The sequence below is a fragment of the Blastococcus saxobsidens genome (assembly GCF_002938435.1).
GTDB classification, from domain to species: domain Bacteria; phylum Actinomycetota; class Actinomycetes; order Mycobacteriales; family Geodermatophilaceae; genus Blastococcus; species Blastococcus saxobsidens.
Genome location: NZ_POQT01000042.1, coordinates 21416 through 35792, shown reverse-complemented (window position 1 = coordinate 35792; position 14377 = coordinate 21416). Strand labels below are relative to the sequence as shown.

24 protein-coding genes are annotated in these 14377 nt (G+C 72.0%); 14 read left to right on the top strand and 10 right to left on the bottom strand.

Features of this window, described 5'->3' with window-relative positions:
- The 5 genes from C5507_RS19515 to C5507_RS19500 all read right to left on the bottom strand — a co-directional run.
- Nucleotides 1–418: hypothetical protein (locus C5507_RS19515; RefSeq protein WP_158657653.1), on the bottom strand; the 418-nt coding region annotated here is incomplete at its 3' end.
- A gap of 2 nt (nucleotides 419–420) precedes the next feature.
- On the bottom strand, nucleotides 421–714 hold the full coding sequence (locus tag C5507_RS19510; protein ID WP_104530164.1) for a hypothetical protein: 294 nt from the start codon (nucleotides 712–714) through the stop codon (nucleotides 421–423).
- Nucleotides 711–878 (bottom strand): hypothetical protein, encoded by a 168-nt coding sequence (locus C5507_RS22500; protein WP_158657652.1) that lies wholly within the window; start codon nucleotides 876–878, stop codon nucleotides 711–713. The genes C5507_RS19510 and C5507_RS22500 overlap by 4 nt, the downstream gene beginning before the upstream one ends.
- Nucleotides 879–955: 77 nt before the next feature.
- On the bottom strand, nucleotides 956–1198 hold the full coding sequence (locus tag C5507_RS19505) for a hypothetical protein (protein WP_104530163.1): 243 nt from the start codon (nucleotides 1196–1198) through the stop codon (nucleotides 956–958).
- Entirely contained in the window at nucleotides 1195–1413 is a 219-nt protein-coding gene (locus C5507_RS19500; RefSeq protein ID WP_104530162.1) for a hypothetical protein, read from the bottom strand. Before C5507_RS19500 ends, C5507_RS19505 begins: the two co-directional genes overlap by 4 nt.
- A gap of 213 nt (nucleotides 1414–1626) precedes the next feature.
- On the opposite strand from C5507_RS19500, the gene C5507_RS19490 reads away from it, so the two are divergent.
- From C5507_RS19490 to C5507_RS19480, 3 genes are read left to right on the top strand one after another with little or no spacing between them, the layout of a single operon-like run.
- A complete protein-coding gene (locus C5507_RS19490) occupies nucleotides 1627–1836 on the top strand; it encodes a hypothetical protein (protein ID WP_104530161.1) in 210 nt (69 codons plus the stop codon).
- Nucleotides 1829–2242, top strand: coding sequence for a TadE/TadG family type IV pilus assembly protein (locus C5507_RS19485; protein WP_104530160.1), 414 nt, complete (start codon nucleotides 1829–1831; stop codon nucleotides 2240–2242). The genes C5507_RS19490 and C5507_RS19485 overlap by 8 nt, the downstream gene beginning before the upstream one ends.
- Nucleotides 2239–2706, top strand: a complete 468-nt coding sequence (locus C5507_RS19480) for a hypothetical protein (protein WP_104530159.1) — start codon at nucleotides 2239–2241, stop codon at nucleotides 2704–2706. The genes C5507_RS19485 and C5507_RS19480 overlap by 4 nt, the downstream gene beginning before the upstream one ends.
- 59 nt (nucleotides 2707–2765) lie before the next feature.
- On the opposite strand, the gene C5507_RS19475 is transcribed toward C5507_RS19480, so the two are convergent.
- Entirely contained in the window at nucleotides 2766–3020 is a 255-nt protein-coding gene (locus C5507_RS19475; RefSeq protein ID WP_104530158.1) for a hypothetical protein, read from the bottom strand.
- Between the two features lie 255 nt (nucleotides 3021–3275).
- Complete coding sequence (locus C5507_RS19470; RefSeq protein WP_104530157.1) at nucleotides 3276–3662, bottom strand: hypothetical protein; 387 nt, start codon at nucleotides 3660–3662, stop codon at nucleotides 3276–3278.
- A gap of 175 nt (nucleotides 3663–3837) precedes the next feature.
- Here C5507_RS19470 and C5507_RS19465 point away from each other — a divergent pair, with 175 nt between their 5' ends.
- From C5507_RS19465 to C5507_RS19455, 3 genes are read left to right on the top strand one after another with little or no spacing between them, the layout of a single operon-like run.
- The gene (locus C5507_RS19465; RefSeq protein WP_104530156.1) at nucleotides 3838–4545 is read left to right on the top strand and encodes a hypothetical protein; all 708 of its coding nucleotides are present in this window, start codon (nucleotides 3838–3840) and stop codon (nucleotides 4543–4545) included.
- Between the two features lie 49 nt (nucleotides 4546–4594).
- Nucleotides 4595–5731, top strand: coding sequence for a sensor histidine kinase (locus tag C5507_RS19460; protein WP_104530155.1), 1137 nt, complete (start codon nucleotides 4595–4597; stop codon nucleotides 5729–5731).
- Complete coding sequence (locus C5507_RS19455) at nucleotides 5728–6402, top strand: response regulator (protein WP_104530154.1); 675 nt, start codon at nucleotides 5728–5730, stop codon at nucleotides 6400–6402. Before C5507_RS19460 ends, C5507_RS19455 begins: the two co-directional genes overlap by 4 nt.
- 106 nt (nucleotides 6403–6508) lie before the next feature.
- On the opposite strand, the gene C5507_RS19450 is transcribed toward C5507_RS19455, so the two are convergent.
- Nucleotides 6509–6745: a hypothetical protein gene (locus tag C5507_RS19450; RefSeq protein WP_104530153.1), complete on the bottom strand. Its 237-nt coding sequence runs from the start codon at nucleotides 6743–6745 to the stop codon at nucleotides 6509–6511.
- A 73-nt stretch (nucleotides 6746–6818) separates the two neighbouring features.
- Between C5507_RS19450 and cutA the strand changes: the two genes are divergently transcribed.
- Nucleotides 6819–7154 carry a divalent-cation tolerance protein CutA gene (gene cutA / locus C5507_RS19445; protein ID WP_104530152.1) on the top strand — a complete coding sequence of 112 codons (336 nt, stop codon included), beginning with the start codon at nucleotides 6819–6821 and terminating at the stop codon, nucleotides 7152–7154.
- Nucleotides 7155–7184: 30 nt separating this feature from the next.
- On the opposite strand, the gene C5507_RS19440 is transcribed toward cutA, so the two are convergent.
- Nucleotides 7185–7472, bottom strand: a complete 288-nt coding sequence (locus C5507_RS19440; protein WP_104530151.1) for a DUF6343 family protein — start codon at nucleotides 7470–7472, stop codon at nucleotides 7185–7187.
- Nucleotides 7473–7518: 46 nt separating this feature from the next.
- Here C5507_RS19440 and prfB point away from each other — a divergent pair, with 46 nt between their 5' ends.
- From prfB to C5507_RS19415, 5 genes are all read left to right on the top strand, one after another.
- Complete coding sequence (prfB, locus tag C5507_RS19435; RefSeq protein ID WP_104530150.1) at nucleotides 7519–8628, top strand: peptide chain release factor 2; 1110 nt, start codon at nucleotides 7519–7521, stop codon at nucleotides 8626–8628.
- Between the two features lie 180 nt (nucleotides 8629–8808).
- Nucleotides 8809–9489: a cell division ATP-binding protein FtsE gene (gene ftsE / locus C5507_RS19430; RefSeq protein WP_207225929.1), complete on the top strand. Its 681-nt coding sequence runs from the start codon at nucleotides 8809–8811 to the stop codon at nucleotides 9487–9489.
- Nucleotides 9490–9551: 62 nt separating this feature from the next.
- Entirely contained in the window at nucleotides 9552–10436 is an 885-nt protein-coding gene (gene ftsX, locus C5507_RS19425) for a permease-like cell division protein FtsX (RefSeq protein WP_104530148.1), read from the top strand.
- 217 nt (nucleotides 10437–10653) lie between these two features.
- Nucleotides 10654–11130: an SsrA-binding protein SmpB gene (gene smpB / locus C5507_RS19420; RefSeq protein ID WP_104530147.1), complete on the top strand. Its 477-nt coding sequence runs from the start codon at nucleotides 10654–10656 to the stop codon at nucleotides 11128–11130.
- Between the two features lie 103 nt (nucleotides 11131–11233).
- Nucleotides 11234–12157, top strand: coding sequence for an NADP-dependent oxidoreductase (locus C5507_RS19415; protein ID WP_104530169.1), 924 nt, complete (start codon nucleotides 11234–11236; stop codon nucleotides 12155–12157).
- A 27-nt stretch (nucleotides 12158–12184) separates the two neighbouring features.
- On the opposite strand, the gene C5507_RS19410 is transcribed toward C5507_RS19415, so the two are convergent.
- Nucleotides 12185–12994, bottom strand: coding sequence for an ArsR/SmtB family transcription factor (locus C5507_RS19410; protein WP_242610904.1), 810 nt, complete (start codon nucleotides 12992–12994; stop codon nucleotides 12185–12187).
- Between the two features lie 58 nt (nucleotides 12995–13052).
- On the opposite strand from C5507_RS19410, the gene C5507_RS19405 reads away from it, so the two are divergent.
- Nucleotides 13053–13970, top strand: a complete 918-nt coding sequence (locus tag C5507_RS19405) for an amidohydrolase family protein (RefSeq protein WP_104530146.1) — start codon at nucleotides 13053–13055, stop codon at nucleotides 13968–13970.
- A complete protein-coding gene (locus C5507_RS19400) occupies nucleotides 13967–14350 on the top strand; it encodes a VOC family protein (protein WP_104530145.1) in 384 nt (127 codons plus the stop codon). Before C5507_RS19405 ends, C5507_RS19400 begins: the two co-directional genes overlap by 4 nt.
- Nucleotides 14351–14377 lie beyond the last annotated feature (27 nt).

Here is a 14377-nt window from a genome sequence, read left to right as displayed (position 1 = left end):
GCACGTAGGTGCGCAGCTTGACCGTGTTCGGGCTCTGCCCCGACGCGGCCAGCCAGCCCGCCCACGCGGCCAGCTCCACAGCCCAGATCGTGGCCTGCGGTTGACGCACCAGCGCCGCGTACCGGTCAGGGGTGGGTGTGCGGTCGGTCCACCCTTTCGTCACGGCGAACTCGTAGAACAGGCGGACGTTCCGCAGCCACGTGCCGCGGGTCTGTGCGCTCCACGGCTGCTCGTCGGCGTAGCCGGTGAGCCCCTCGGAGGTCACCTGCCAGGGGCAGCCGGCGAACGCGTGCGCGGCGCGGCGCACCGCCCGGATGCGGTCGTAGACAGTGCCGTCGGTGAACCCGTCGGCGCGCAGCTGCTGCTCCCACGCCGCGATCGGCTGCCGCCACTCCTCTGGCAGGGGTCGGGCGGTCATGCTCACCGGAGGCCGGCCAGGAACTCGACGGCCGACTCGATGCCCGCGGCGAGCTGCCGGGCCTCCTCGGCGGTGAACGGGCCCTCCGCGGAGATGTCCAGGTACGGGCCGCGGGTGGCCGTGACCGGCCCCCGCTCGGAGGCGGCCTGCTCCTCGGCGACGACCGTCAGGTGCTCGCCCAGGTTGCGGCCGTGGAAGCGGACCAGCTCCCCGCCGCCGGGCATGGCCGAGTCGAATCCGTGGCCGGGCTCGTACTCGCACCACGGCGGGCACGGCAGCGGCGTGCGGGCGCTCATCGGAGGCCTGCGTCGGCCAGGGCCAGCTCACGGCCGGTCTCGGTCAGGTGCGCGCTGACCGCGATGACGTCCAGGTCCTGGTACAGCAGCCAGGCCTGCCCGTCTCGGGGCAGCCAGTCCACGAGGACCACCGTCACGGGGGTGCGGTCGATAGTGTCGATCATGGGTCTCTCTCCTCCACACAGGTGAGTGATCAAGGCCCCGTTCCGGTGTTCGCGCACCGGGCGGGGCCGCCTTGTTCCTAGCGGACGCCAGGGACAGTTTCGGGGGCGGTTGTCGTCGCCCCGGACAGCATGGCCAGCACGAGGCGGAAGGCCGAGATCTCGCCGCTGGCGTGGTCGCCGGCGGCGAGGCCTGCCCACTGCTGCGCCTGCCGCTCGGCCCGGACGAGGTCCTTGTCGATGATCTCGACCAGCGATCGCAGTGCCCACGCGGGCAGGTCCGCCGACGTGTCGACGGGGAACGCTTCCAGCCCGACGCTCACAGGGTGCCGCCGAGCGCCAGGTAGAGGCCGGCGGTGACGTTGATGCCGACGTAGAAGGTGACGACGCCGGAGATGAGCACGAGGCTGGTCCGGACGCCTTGGACCGAGGCGCGGAGGTGCTCGGCGAACTGGGAGCGGCAGAACCGCAGCCACCGGGGACCGATGGGGAGGCGCGGGCCGAGAAGCCGGGGGACGGGGCGGATAGCGTTGGACATGGGTCTCTTGCCTCCTGGGGCGGGAGATCAAGGCCCCGTTCCGGTCTAGCCACCGGTGCGGGGCCGTCCTCTTTCGGAGGACAGGCAGACCATGACGCTTGTGGTGCCGGTCGTCTTCCTGGTGCTGCCGGTCACAGTCCTCTTCGCCCTGTTCCCGGGCCTGATCGCCATCGTCTCGCTCTCGCAATGAGCGGAACCAGGAAGGACCAACCCATGCGCGCGTACGCGTACCTGCTCGCCACCCTGTCGGCGCTCTCCGACCGGGTCCGGGGCGAGGATCCCGAGCGAGGTGACGTCCCCGGCTGGGTCATGATCACCGTGATGACGGCGGCCCTGGTGCTCGCCATCCTCATCCCGTTCCGCGAGGCCATCACGCAGGCGGTCACGAACGCGCTGACCTCCGTCACCGGCGCAGGTGGGTAACCCGACCGTCGATCCGCTGGACGACGGCGAGCGGGGCAGCGCAGTCGTCGACTTCGTCATGGTCTCGATGCTGATCGTGGCGCTGCTGCTGGCGGTGCTGCAGGTGGCGGTCTACGTGCACGTGCGCAACGTCGTCACCGCCAGTGCGCAGGACGGCGCCCGGTACGCGGCCAACGCCGACGTCGATTCGACCTCCGGTGCCGACCGCACCGTGCAGGTCGTCGCGTCGGCGACCTCGGTGCGGACGGCGCGGGGGCTGTCCTGCACCTCGGGGGAGGAATTCGACCCCAGCGGGGCGACGCTGGTGGTGGTCCGCTGCACCGGGTCGGTGCCCTCGCTGCTGGCGGCGCTGGGCAACGTGCTGCCGCTGGAGGTCACCGGCCGGGCGCTCAAGGAGGGCTCGTGAGGTGGCTCCGGACCCGGCTGGGAATGCTCACCGGGGAGCGAGGCTCGGCGCTGGTGGAGTTCGTGTTCATCGCGCTGGTGGTCTTCGTGCCGCTGGTCTACATCGTGGCCGGGTTCTCCGCGGTTCAGCGCGGGGTGTTCGCCTCCCAGGCCGCGGCCCGGGAGGCCGGCCGGGCGATGGGCACCGCCGCGGACCCGGTCAGCGGGCAGGAGCGGGCGTTGCGGGCGGCGCAGCTGGCGGTGGAGGACCAGTCGGTCGAGGCCACCGACATGCGGCTGGGCTACGCGCCGGCCGGGGCCGACTGCGACGCCGCGGGCAGGTACACGCCGACGCTGACGCCGGGGGAGGAGTTCTCCGTGTGCGTGACAGTGACGGTGCGCATCCCGCTGCTGCCGGAGTTCATCGACGCCAACACCGCGACCGGCCAGTTCGTCGTCGAGCGCGACCGCTACGTCGACGGCTGAGAGTCCATCCGGGGCCGGTGCGGCTGCTCGCTCGCGACTCGGGGCGTGGATCGAGCTCGCTATTCACCCAGAGCGAGGCCGGCCAAGAACCATCCGAGGGCCCCACCAGCGATGAGGAAGGCCGCCGTAGCCGTCCCTTTGCTGTCCTCACCGTCCTGACTGAACCCCACGGCGGCTGCTCCGACCGCGAGGGCCAGTGCCGGCCACTTCGACGCGCCCAGGATGACGGCTGCCAGTTGCCAGAAGCCGCGGAAACCCGATGGGTTCGGTGCAGCCGAAACCGCGATCATGATGGATTCGACGATGGCAACCATGATCGCCTCCGGGTGCTCGGCAGCCGCGCTCGGAACCGGGCCGGGGGCGTGACCTGCCGACCTCCTGAGTCCCGCCCGAGGTGTCGATCCGTGCCCGTATTGAACGCTTGGCTGCCTCCGCTGTCAGCGCCGAGCGGCATGGGCGGGGGGCCGCATTTCCTGGCGTCTCCGACGTAGGGCCGTCCTACGCGCCGGCCGGTGCCGACCGCGATGCGAAGGGCGGCTGCTGCACGCCCGCTGACGCCGCGGGGAGATCTACATCGACGGCTCGGTCGCCGTCGACCGGGACTTCGGTGCGCCGGACGGGGACTCCACCGCGAGAAGGATCGACGTCACGAGCACCCACAGGCCGCCGAAGACGACACCGAGGAGGCCCGACGGCCCCAGCGGCGTGAGGGCGACGAGGAGCGGCGCGAGCACCGCCAGGCTGAACCAGCTGAACCAACGAGGGAAGACCCCGTGGCGGAGACCGGCGACCACTGCCGCGACCACCATGACGAGCGTCGGCACGGCTGCGGTGCGGGCACTCTCCCAGCCGGTGGTGAGGAGGACCTGAACGGTCACGGCGTCGCCCAGATCCGCCGCCGTGGCCATGCCGATGCCGTCGCTCGCGAAGGAGAGCCACCGGACGGCGGCCAGCACGGCGCCGTCCGCGGATCGACGGCCGAACTGTGGTGCAGCCGGCGGGGCCCGGCAAGGGCCTGCCGCCTACCCGCGGTAGGCCGCCCGGCGGAGACCGGGATCGGCGGCTCGGCCGATGTGCCCGGGAATCGGCGCGCGGGACCGTTCAGGCCCGATCCCGGTCATGGAGGTTCCCGTGCTCGACACCCCCACCACAGCCACCACCACCAACGACGACGGCGCCGAGCGCGGCCGCGCGGCCCACTCGGCCCGGCGGTGGTTCCTCATCACTGCACCGGTGCTCGCCGGTCTGCTCGCGATCGTCGGCGCGGCGGCGGACCCGGCGGTGGACCTCGACGGGCCCGAGTTGTACCGGCTCTACGCCGAGAACCCGGACCCCCTGCAGATCAAGTCGCTCAGCTACCACTTCGCCTACGCGTTCTGGGGCGTCGCGGCGCTGCTGCTCGCCTGGTCGGTCCGGGGCCGGGGCGCCTGGCTGGCGAACGCCGCCGTGCTGCTGGCCTTCCTGGGGGCCACGTCACTACCCGGGTTCCTGCTGGCCGACTTCTACGACTCGGGGATCGGTCAGGCCTTCGGCGTCGAGGGCAACGTCGCGGTCGAGGAGGCGATGAGCGGGATGTGGGCCCTGCTGGCCATGCAGATCAGCGGGGTGGCCGGTTTCCTGCTCGGCCTCCCGGTCGCGACGCTGGCCGCCTGGCGCGGCGGGCTGCTGCCCTGGTGGGCCCCGGTCGCGGTGACCGTCGGTATCGGCGGCGGCTTCTTCGTGGTGGGTGCCAACGTCCCCGGTGCGCTGATCATGACGGCGGGCTTCACGGTGCTGTCGGTGGCGCTGGCCCGCAGCCACGGTCTCCGCGAGGGGCGTCGTTCCGCCGTCGGCTCCTGACGACGTCGGACCGTCCGTGCGCCCGCTGACGGGACTAGGTTCCCCGGCCATGGTCCCGGTACCGACCTGGCGACCGTCCGCCGTCGACGCGGCGGTGGCCGGTGCGCTGGTGGCGCTGGGGCTGGTCGAGGCGGTGACCACACCGCTGGACCGGCCCGCGTGGTTGCACGCCCTGCTCACCGTCGTGGTCATGGGGGCGGTCGCGTGGCGCCGGCGCTTCCCGCTGTCGGTGCTCGCGTTCGCCGTGGCCGGGATGATGATGATCGACGCCGACGGGCAGTTCGCGGTCTTCGCGGCCCTGGTGATCGTCTCCTTCACCGCCGGCGTGGAACTCGACCCGCCACGTGCGTGGGTCGGACTGGCGCTCGCGGTGGTGCCGTTCTGCATCGCCTTCGCCGTCACCGGGGCCCAGGTCAGCGACTTCGTCGCCGTGACCGTGCTCTACGGCGGCAGCTGGGTGGTCGGGCAGGCGCTGCGCGACCGCACCCGTCGGTCGCTGGAGGCGGCCGAGCGCGCGGACCGGGCCGAACGGTCGAAGGAGGAGGACGCGGCCCGCGCCGTCGCCGCGGAGCGCGCCCGCATCGCGCGTGAGCTGCACGACGTCGTCTCCCACTCGATCAGCGTCATCGCGGTGCAGACCCAGGCCGTCCGACGCCGGCTGGACCCCGCGCTGGGACGGGAGATCGACGACCTCCGTGCCGTCGAGGTGACGGCGCGGCAGGCCATGGCGGAGATGCGCCGGCTGTTCGGCGTGCTCCGCGCCGACGGGGAACGGCCGGCCCTGGCGCCCCAGCCGGGGCTGGACCAGCTCGACCGGCTCGTGGCCGACACCCGGGCAGCGGGCGCCGAGATCGACGTCGTCGTCGAGGGCGACCCCGTGCCGCTGCCCCCGGGGGTGGGCCTCGCGGCCTACCGGGTGGTGCAGGAGGCGCTGACGAACGTGCGTCGGCACGCGGCGGGGAGCCACGTAACGGTGTGCCTGCGCTACCGGGAGTCCGAGGTCGACGTGGAGGTCCTGGACACCGGCGGAGTGGATGCCGTCCCGTCCGACGGCGGTGGTCTGGGACTGGTCGGGATGCGGGAACGGGTGGCCCTCTACGGCGGCGCGCTCGAGGTGGGGCCGCGGCCCGGCGGTGGCTTCGCCGTCCGCGCCCGGCTGCCCTTCCGGGAAGGCGCTGCGGCGTGACCGTGCGGATGGTGATCGCCGACGACCAGCCGATGGTGCGGGCCGGGCTCCGCTCCCTGCTCGACGGGGAGGGCGGGGTCGTCGTCGTGGGGGAGGCCCGGGACGGCGAGGAAGCGCTCGCCTGCGTGCGCCGTCTGGAGCCGGAGGTGGTGCTCATGGACATCCGCATGCCGGTGATGGACGGACTGGCGGCCACCCGCAGGCTCGTGGCCGACGGCGCCCGGACACGGGTACTGGTGCTCACCACCTTCGACCTGGACGAGTACGTGTTCGACGCGCTGCGGGCCGGAGCCAGCGGTTTCCTGCTGAAGGACGCCACCGCCGAGGAGCTCCTCGGCGCGGTCCGGACGATCGCTGCGGGGGAGGCGGTGCTCAGCCCCACCGTCACCCGCCGGGTCATCGAGGCATTCGGTTCCATGCCGGTGGCCGATGCCGGGCTGGCCGGCCGGCTGTCCGCACTCAGCCCCCGGGAGGTGGAGGTGCTGCGACTGCTGGCCCGCGGACGGTCGAACGCGGAGATCGCCCGGGACCTGTTCGTCAGCGACGCCACCGCGAAGACCCACGTGAGCAATGTGCTGACCAAGCTGGACCTGCGCGACCGCGTGCAGGCGGTGATCTTCGCCTACGAGAGCGGGCTGCTCCGGATCGGCCGAGGGTCCGTTCCCGGCTGACCGACCGCCCCCCGCGCCGTGCTCAGAGCTCCGCGGAACTCAGTCCCGCCCATGCTCCGCCGGGCCGGCGGCACGCAGCCGCCGGCTCCGAAGGATGCGCCCCTGGTCAGGCGCCGCGCTCGACCTCGGCCTGCACGACGCCACGCACCGCCCGCAGCAGCGACTCGTCGGAGGTGTCCCCGTTCGAGAGGGCTGCCCGAGCCTGGTCGTCGACCAGGCTGCCGTCGACCGTCTCGAGCCAGTTCACGTCACCGCCCACCCGGCGTCCGACCTGGAAGCCCTCGCCCTCGGGCCGCAGCACGTAGTCGTGGCCGTCCACCTGGATCGTCATCTCCTGGGTCATGAGGGGCCCCTACCCGCAGGTGCCCCCGTTCCACGCAGTCAGTTCGCCGACGGCGGGGGAGACGATCGCCGGCATGGACGAGGAGTACTGCGAGGTCGTCGTCACCGGAGGCGCGGACTGGCTGCCCGGCTACACCCGCACGATGGTCGAGGAGCGCCTGGCTGCCTGCGGGCACCAGTTCTCCGCCATCCGATCGGTGTACCGGTGGGCCGGCACGGTGCAGGACGAGCCGGAGGGGAGGGTCGCGCTGCACACCCGCCGGTCGCTGGTGCCCGAGATCGTCGAGCGCACCGCCGCGCTGCACCCCTACGAGGTGCCGTGCGTCATCGCGGTGCCGCTGGTCGGCGGCGATCCGGCGTACCTGCGCTGGATCACCGAGGAGACCCGCGACCCGGTCGCGCGGAACTGACCATCGCGCCACCGTCCGTGGCCGGTGGCGTCAGCCGGGCTCGCCGCGGGCCTTCCGGCGGGCGATGACCACGATGTCGACCGCGGCCACGACGCCGACCACGGCGAGCACGACCGCCCACCACACCGGTGCCCCCGCAGCCAGCACGCCGATCGCGCCGACGACGCAGGCGACCAGCGCGATCACCGCCAGCACCAGCCGCAGGGTGAGCGCGGACTGCGCCGGAGCTGCGCCGGCGAAGCCCGCCGTCGGGTCGTGGTGGTCCGGCAGCCCACGCTCGTAGTCCTGCCGTGATCGGCGTTCCTGGGGCTCGCTCATACCGCACTCGCGTACCCGGCGGGCAGGCGCACTACCCTGGGTCGACGTGGCTGCTGACTTCTCCGTCGTCCTTGACGAACTCGACACGACCCTGAAGTCGATCGAGGCCGTCCTCGACGTCGACAAGCTCCGCCGCGACGTCGCCGAGCTCGAGCAGCAGGCCGCCGCGCCGGACCTGTGGGACGACGTCGAGGCAGCCCAGGCGCTCACCTCCAAGCTCTCCTACATGCAGGGCGACCTGCGCCGGGTCGAGGAGCTGCGCAGCCGGCTCGACGACGTCGGGCTGCTGCACGAGATGGCGGCCGAGGAGGGCGACGAGGCCACCACGGCCGAGGCCGAGCGCGAGCTGGAGGCCCTGCGCAAGGTGCTCGACGAGCTCGAGGTCCGCACCCTGCTGTCGGGCGAGTACGACTCCCGCGAGGCGCTGGTGACCATCCGCTCCGAGGCCGGCGGCGTGGACGCGGCGGACTTCGCCGAGATGCTCATGCGCATGTACCTGCGCTGGGCCGAGCGGCACAAGTACCCGACCGAGGTCCTCGACATCAGCTACGCCGAGGAGGCCGGCATCAAGTCGGCCACCTTCTCGGTCAAGGTGCCCTACGCCTACGGCACCCTCTCGGTCGAGCAGGGCACCCACCGCCTGGTGCGCATCTCCCCGTTCGACAACCAGGGCCGCCGGCAGACCTCCTTCGCCGGGGTCGAGGTGCTGCCCGTCGTCGAGCAGACCGACCACGTCGACATCCCCGAGAACGAGATCCGGGTCGACGTCTTCCGCTCCTCGGGCCCGGGTGGGCAGAGCGTCAACACCACCGACTCCGCCGTCCGGATGACCCACATCCCGACCGGCATCGTGGTGTCCTGCCAGAACGAGAAGAGCCAGATCCAGAACCGCGCCGCGGCGCTGCGGGTGCTCCAGGCGCGGCTGCTCGTCGTCCGCCAGCAGGAGCAGCGGGCCGAGATGGACGCACTCAAGGGTGAGGGGAGCAGCTGGGGCAACCAGATGCGCTCCTACGTCCTGCACCCTTACCAGATGGTCAAGGACCTGCGCACCGACCACGAGACCGGCAACACCGGTTCGGTCCTGGACGGCGACATCGACGCCTTCATCGAGGCCGGCATCCGGTGGCGCCGTCAGCAGGAGGCCACCCCCGCCTGACCCGGGTGTCGGCGAGGTCACGTTCCGGCCCCGCGCGGAGCCGGACGCGACCGTCCGTGACCGCTCCACCCGGCCGTTGCCCGGTGTCGGTGACTGTCTGCGAGAGCGACTCCCGGCAGGTCGCGTCCAAACGACCGGGAGCGGGGCCTGGGGCTAGTACCGTGGCGCCTCGTGATCGAAATGCAACACGTCACCAAGCTCTACCCGGCGAGTGGTCGGCCGGCCCTGGACGACGTGTCCACGGAGATCGACAAGGGAGAGTTCGTCTTCCTGATCGGGTCCTCCGGCTCGGGCAAGTCGACCTTCCTGCGGCTGCTGCTGAAGGAGGACGACCCGACCTCGGGCACCGTGACCGTCAACGGCAAGGCGCTCAACACCATGAGCAAGTGGCAGGTGCCCAAGCTCCGCCGCACCATGGGCTGCGTCTTCCAGGACTTCCGGCTGCTCCGCAACCGCACGGTCGCGCAGAACGTCGCGTTCGCCCTCGAGGTCATCAACAAGCCGCACCGGACGATCAAGCGGGTCGTCCCGGAGGTGCTGGAGATGGTCGGCCTGGAGGGAAAGGCCAACCGGCTGCCCGGTGAGCTCTCCGGCGGTGAGCAGCAGCGGGTCGCGATCGCGCGCGCGTTCGTGAACCGGCCGCTGGTGCTCCTGGCCGACGAGCCGACCGGCAACCTGGACCCGGAGACCAGCGAGGGCATCATGCTGCTGCTCGAGCGGATCAACCGGACCGGGACCACGGTGATCATGGCGACGCACGACTACCACATCGTCGACTCCATGCGCCGGCGCGTGATCGAGCTCAACGGGGGAGTCCTCACCCGCGACCAGTCGCGCGGCGTCTACGGCGTGGGTCGCTAAGCAGCGCACCGCCGTACCGACACCGCCGTCCGCGTTCGCACGCACTCCACGACAGGGAATCCATGCGCGTCAATTTCGTGCTCTCCGAGGTGGCCACCGGGCTCCGTCGCAACCTGACCATGACGGTCGCGATGATCCTGACGACGGCCATCTCCCTCGGCCTCATGGGCACCGGCCTGCTGATCGCCGGGATGATCTCCGAGATGAAGGAGATCTACTACGACAAGGTCCAGGTCTCCATCTTCCTGGCCGACGACGTCACCGACGAGCAACGGCAGGCCATCCAGACCGAGCTCGAGTCCTCCGACGAGGTCCGCAGCTTCATCTACGAGTCGCGCGACGAGGCCTACGAGCGCTTCCGGCAGCAGTTCAGCCAGCAGCCCGAGCTGGTCGAGAACACCCCGCCGGACGCGCTGCCGGAGAGCTTCCGCGTCGAGCTGGTCAACCCCGAGCGCTACGAGGTCATCGCCGCTGCCTTCCCGAACGGCGAGGCGGGGGTCGACCAGGTGCGCGACGAGGGCGAGTTCCTCGACCGGTTGTTCAGCCTGCTCAACGGCGCCCGCAACGCGACGATCGCGATCGCGGTGGTCCAGGCGGTGGCCGCGCTGCTGCTGATCTCCAACACGATCCAGCTGGCCGCGTTCAACCGTCGCAACGAGACCAACATCATGCGGCTGGTCGGCGCCTCGCGCTGGTACACCCAGCTGCCGTTCATCCTCGAGGCCGCGATCGCCGGGCTCATCGGTGGACTGCTGGCCGCCGGCGGCCTGATCCTGACCAAGGTGCTCTTCATCGACAAGACGCTGGAGGGCCCGATCAAGTCCGGGATCATCCCGCCGGTCGAGTGGGGCGAGATCATCCTCAACAGCGCGATCGTCTCGGGCATGGGCGTCGCCCTCGCCGGCGTCGCCGCCTACGTCACCCTGCGGCTCTACGTCCGGCTGTAGGCCGCACCTCGCTGCCCGTGTCCCGTCGCCCCTCCCGCCGGTCCCCCGGGGGAGGGGCGACGGCGTTCTGCTGCCCTGCCGCCGGGCGAATGGGACGAACTGGTGGCGATCAGCGCGTGATGACCACGAGTTCGCCGCGCTCGCTGCCTGCCAGGGCCGGGTGACGCGGAGCGGGCTGCGGCGCGGCCACGATCGCCCGGCGCAGTAACCTGGGTCCATGCCGCGGGAACAGGGGCGCAAGTTCATCGCCCAGAACAAGAAGGCGCGGCACGACTACTCGATCCTGGACACCTTCGAGGTGGGCCTGGTCCTCACCGGCACCGAGGTGAAGAGCCTGCGTGCCGGCCGTGCCTCGCTCGTCGACGGGTTCGCCTCGATCGACGACGGCGAGGTGTGGCTGCAGCACGTGCACATCCCCGAGTACGTGCAGGGCACGTGGACGAACCACACGCCGCGTCGCAAGCGCAAGGTGCTCATGCACCGCGCCGAGATCGACAAGCTGATGGGCAAGACCAAGGAGGGCGGGCTCACCCTCGTCCCGCTCGACCTGTACTTCAAGGACGGCAAGGTCAAGGCCACGCTCGCGCTGGCCAAGGGCAAGAAGTCCTACGACAAGCGGCACGACCTCGCCGAGCGTGACTCGCGGCGGGAGATCCAGAAGGCCTTCGGCCGCTACGTGAAGGGCCGCCGCTGATCGCGCGGTGACACCGCTCGATCCACCGGTGAGGGCCGGCGGGCACGCCGCTGAGCAGGTGGCCCGTGAGCCGGGTGCCGACGGCCCGCCTACGGTGGACCGCATGCGAGGGATGGCCTACGACCGGTTCGGGGACGACGACGTCCTGACGCTGCGCGACGACCTCCCGGAGCCGCCCGTCGGACCGGACACCGTGCTCGTGCGCGTGCACGCCGCAGGGGTCAACCCCGTCGACATGGGCATCCGCGCCGGCCGGCTGGCGAGCTTCTTCCCGCACAACTTCCCGATCGTCCCGGGCTGGGACGTCTCCGGCGTCGTCGAGGCCGTCGGCCCCGCGGTGGTCGCGTTCGCCCCCGGTGACGAGGTGTTCGGCTACGTGCGCCGCGACGACGTCCAGTGGGGGACGTCGGCGGAGCTCGTGCCCGCGCCGCAGCGCTGCCTGGCGCACAAGCCCGCGTCGCTGTCCTTCGCCGAGGCCGGCGCGCTCCCGCTCGCCGGGCTCACCGCCTACCAGGCGCTGACCGAGGCGCTCGACGTCGGCGAGGGCGACCGCGTGCTGGTCCACCGGGCCTCGGGCGGGGTGGGGTTCAACGCGGTGCAGATCGCCGTCGCCCTGGGCGCGCACGTCATCGGGACGGCGAGCCCCCGCAACCACGGCTTCCTGACCGACGCCGGCGCCGCCGAGGTGCTCGACTACTCCGCGGGGCCGATCAGCGGTCAGCTCTCCGAGCCCGTCGACGCCGTCCTGGACCTGGTCGGTGGGGACACGCTCGCCGACGCCCCGAAGCAGGTGCGCGACGTCTCCCGCATCGCCTCGGTCGTCGACCCGAAGGTGTTCGAGATGGGTGGGCGCTACGTCTTCGTGCGCCCCGACCAGCACGACCTGGAGGAGCTCGGTCGCATGGCCGACGCCGGGCAGCTGCGGGTGCCGATCGCGAGGGCCTTCCCGCTCGAGGACCTCGTCGCCGCGCACCGTCTGGTCGGCGAGGGGCACGTCCGCGGCAAGGTCGTCGTCACGCTCCGCTGACCGGGGGCCGGCCGGGGCCCCGGCGGGTCAGGCGCCGTCGGTCCGGGCCATCTGTGCCTCCCGCAGCTCGGCGTGCATCTCCCACGGCGCCTGGGGGAGGACCTCGCCGGTCTCCAGCAGCGACTTGAGGTTGGCCATGACCGCCGGCCAGCCGGCCGAGATGGCGGCGTGGTCCTCCGCCGTGGGCAGGCCCTCGTGCCGGACCGTGAGCCGGACGATGTCCTCGTGCGGCTCGATGGTGAACGTGACGTGCGAGGGCTCCTCGCGCTGCTCCTCCGAGCCGGGGAAGGTGATCACCAGGCGCTCGTGGGGCAGCGCCTCGACGACCGTGCCGGTCACGTCGGAGATGCCCGAGCCGTCCGTTCGCACGTGCCGCCACGTCGACCCCGGCTGCCAGTCCGACTCGTTGCGGTGGCCCCAGTACCGGGCCGTCAGGTCGGCGTCGGTCAGTGCGTGCCACACCTGCTCGGGGGTGGCCCTGATGTAGGTGACGTAGACGTAGGTGGGCTGGGACATCGCCTGCTCCTCTGCTGAGTGCCGGATGGCGCTGAGGGCGCGCAATCTCGGTCGTTCGAACTTGTCGATCCACCGCTCCTGCACCTCGTGCAGCGGAACGGGGTTGAGGTGGTGCAACTTCTCCCTGCCCTGCCAGCTGGTGCTGATCAGGTTGGCCGCCTCCAGGACGGCGAGGTGCTGGGACACCGACTGCCGGGCCATCGACAGGGAGGCGCAGAGCTCGCCGAGCGTCCGACCGTTCCGCTCGTGCAGCCGGTCGAGCAGCTGGCGGCGGGTGGGATCGGCCAGCGCCTTGAACACCGCGGCCAGGTCGTCGATCACGTCGACAATCATGCAGTCATTTACCTGCATGTCAATGTCTGGGGCTACGGTCCCGGGCATGCTCCGCGCCGATGGGGGAGGGCTTCCCGTGCAGCCGCCGCAGTCGGACGACGACGTCCCGCGCTACTGGCGCGAGCTCGGGCTGCCGGGTTTGGTGGACGTGCACGTCCACTTCCTGCCCGAGCGGGTGCAGGCGAAGGTCTGGCAGTACTTCGAGGCGGCCGGGACCCACTACGGCGCGGAGTGGCCGGTCGCCTACCGGCTCCCCGAGGAGGAGCGGCTCGCCGTCCTCGACCGGCTCGGCGTCCGCGCGTTCCCGACGCTGCCCTACCCGCACAAGCCCGGCATGGCGCGGTGGCTGAACGAGTGGTCGCAGGAGTTCGCGCAGAACCGCCCGCAGGTGCTGCCCTCGGCCACCTTCTTCCCCGAGCCCGGGGTGACCGACTACGTCGCCGAGGCCCTGGACGGCGGCACCCGGGTGTTCAAGGTGCACGTGCAGGTCGGCGCCTTCGATCCGCGCGACCCGCTGCTGGACGACGTCTGGGCGCGGCTGGAGGAGACCGGCACCCCCGTGGTCATCCACTGCGGCTCGGGGCCGCTGGCCGGCGAGCACACCGGACCGGAGCCGATGGAGGGCCTGCTGGAGCGGCACCCGCGGCTGCAGCTGGTGATCGCCCACCTCGGCATGCCCGAGTACCGGGACTTCCTCGACCTGGCCGAGCGGTACGAGCGGGTGCACCTGGACACGACGATGTTCGCCACCGACTTCACCGAGCGGCTGATGCCGTTCGACCGCTCCCAGCGGGGCCGCCTGCGGAACCTGGAGGACAAGGTGCTCCTCGGCAGCGACTTCCCCTCGATCCCCTACGCCTACGCCCACCAGTTGCAGGCGCTGCACCGGCTGGGCCTCGGCGAGGACTGGCTGCGCGCGGTCCTGTGGCGCAACGGGGCGCGGCTGTTCACGATCGAGGCGTGACCCCGAGCGCCCGGCTGGCCGCGACCGTCCTCGGCACCCCCGACCCCCAGGGCCTGGCGCGCTTCTACCAGCGCCTGCTGGGCTGGCCGATCCGGGAGGACGACCCGCAGTGGACCACCCTGCGGCCCGCGGACGGCGGACCGGGGCTCTCCTTCCAGCGGGAGGAGGAGCACGTCCCGCCGGTGTGGCCACCGGAGCCCGGCGCGCAGCAGATGCAGCTGCACCTCGACATCCTGGTCGAGGACCTCGAGGCGGCCTCGGCCCTCGCCGAGGGGGGCGGTGCGCGCAGGCTCGGCGGGCACACCGACGACGACGAGGACGTGCGCGTGTTCGCCGACCCCGCCGGGCACCCGTTCTGCCTGTTCGTGCGCCTCCGCTGAACGGGTGGCCGCACGAGCGCCCGGTGT

Excerpts from the sequence above, each read along its gene's own strand:
- ftsE (WP_207225929.1), top strand. The coding sequence starts at position 8,809 with ATGCAACACGTCACCAAGCTCTACCCGGCGAGTGGTCGGCCGGCCCTG.
- C5507_RS19510 (WP_104530164.1), bottom strand. The coding sequence starts at position 714 with ATGAGCGCCCGCACGCCGCTGCCGTGCCCGCCGTGGTGCGAGTACGAG.
- C5507_RS19475 (WP_104530158.1), bottom strand. The coding sequence starts at position 3,020 with ATGGTTGCCATCGTCGAATCCATCATGATCGCGGTTTCGGCTGCACCG.
- C5507_RS19460 (WP_104530155.1), top strand. The coding sequence starts at position 4,595 with ATGGTCCCGGTACCGACCTGGCGACCGTCCGCCGTCGACGCGGCGGTG.
- C5507_RS19415 (WP_104530169.1), top strand. The coding sequence starts at position 11,234 with ATGCGAGGGATGGCCTACGACCGGTTCGGGGACGACGACGTCCTGACG.
- C5507_RS19440 (WP_104530151.1), bottom strand. The coding sequence starts at position 7,472 with ATGAGCGAGCCCCAGGAACGCCGATCACGGCAGGACTACGAGCGTGGG.
- C5507_RS22500 (WP_158657652.1), bottom strand. The coding sequence starts at position 878 with ATGATCGACACTATCGACCGCACCCCCGTGACGGTGGTCCTCGTGGAC.
- C5507_RS19450 (WP_104530153.1), bottom strand. The coding sequence starts at position 6,745 with ATGACCCAGGAGATGACGATCCAGGTGGACGGCCACGACTACGTGCTG.
- smpB (WP_104530147.1), top strand. The coding sequence starts at position 10,654 with ATGCCGCGGGAACAGGGGCGCAAGTTCATCGCCCAGAACAAGAAGGCG.
- C5507_RS19500 (WP_104530162.1), bottom strand. The coding sequence starts at position 1,413 with ATGTCCAACGCTATCCGCCCCGTCCCCCGGCTTCTCGGCCCGCGCCTC.
- cutA (WP_104530152.1), top strand. The coding sequence starts at position 6,819 with ATGGACGAGGAGTACTGCGAGGTCGTCGTCACCGGAGGCGCGGACTGG.
- C5507_RS19490 (WP_104530161.1), top strand. The coding sequence starts at position 1,627 with ATGCGCGCGTACGCGTACCTGCTCGCCACCCTGTCGGCGCTCTCCGAC.
- C5507_RS19405 (WP_104530146.1), top strand. The coding sequence starts at position 13,053 with ATGCTCCGCGCCGATGGGGGAGGGCTTCCCGTGCAGCCGCCGCAGTCG.
- ftsX (WP_104530148.1), top strand. The coding sequence starts at position 9,552 with ATGCGCGTCAATTTCGTGCTCTCCGAGGTGGCCACCGGGCTCCGTCGC.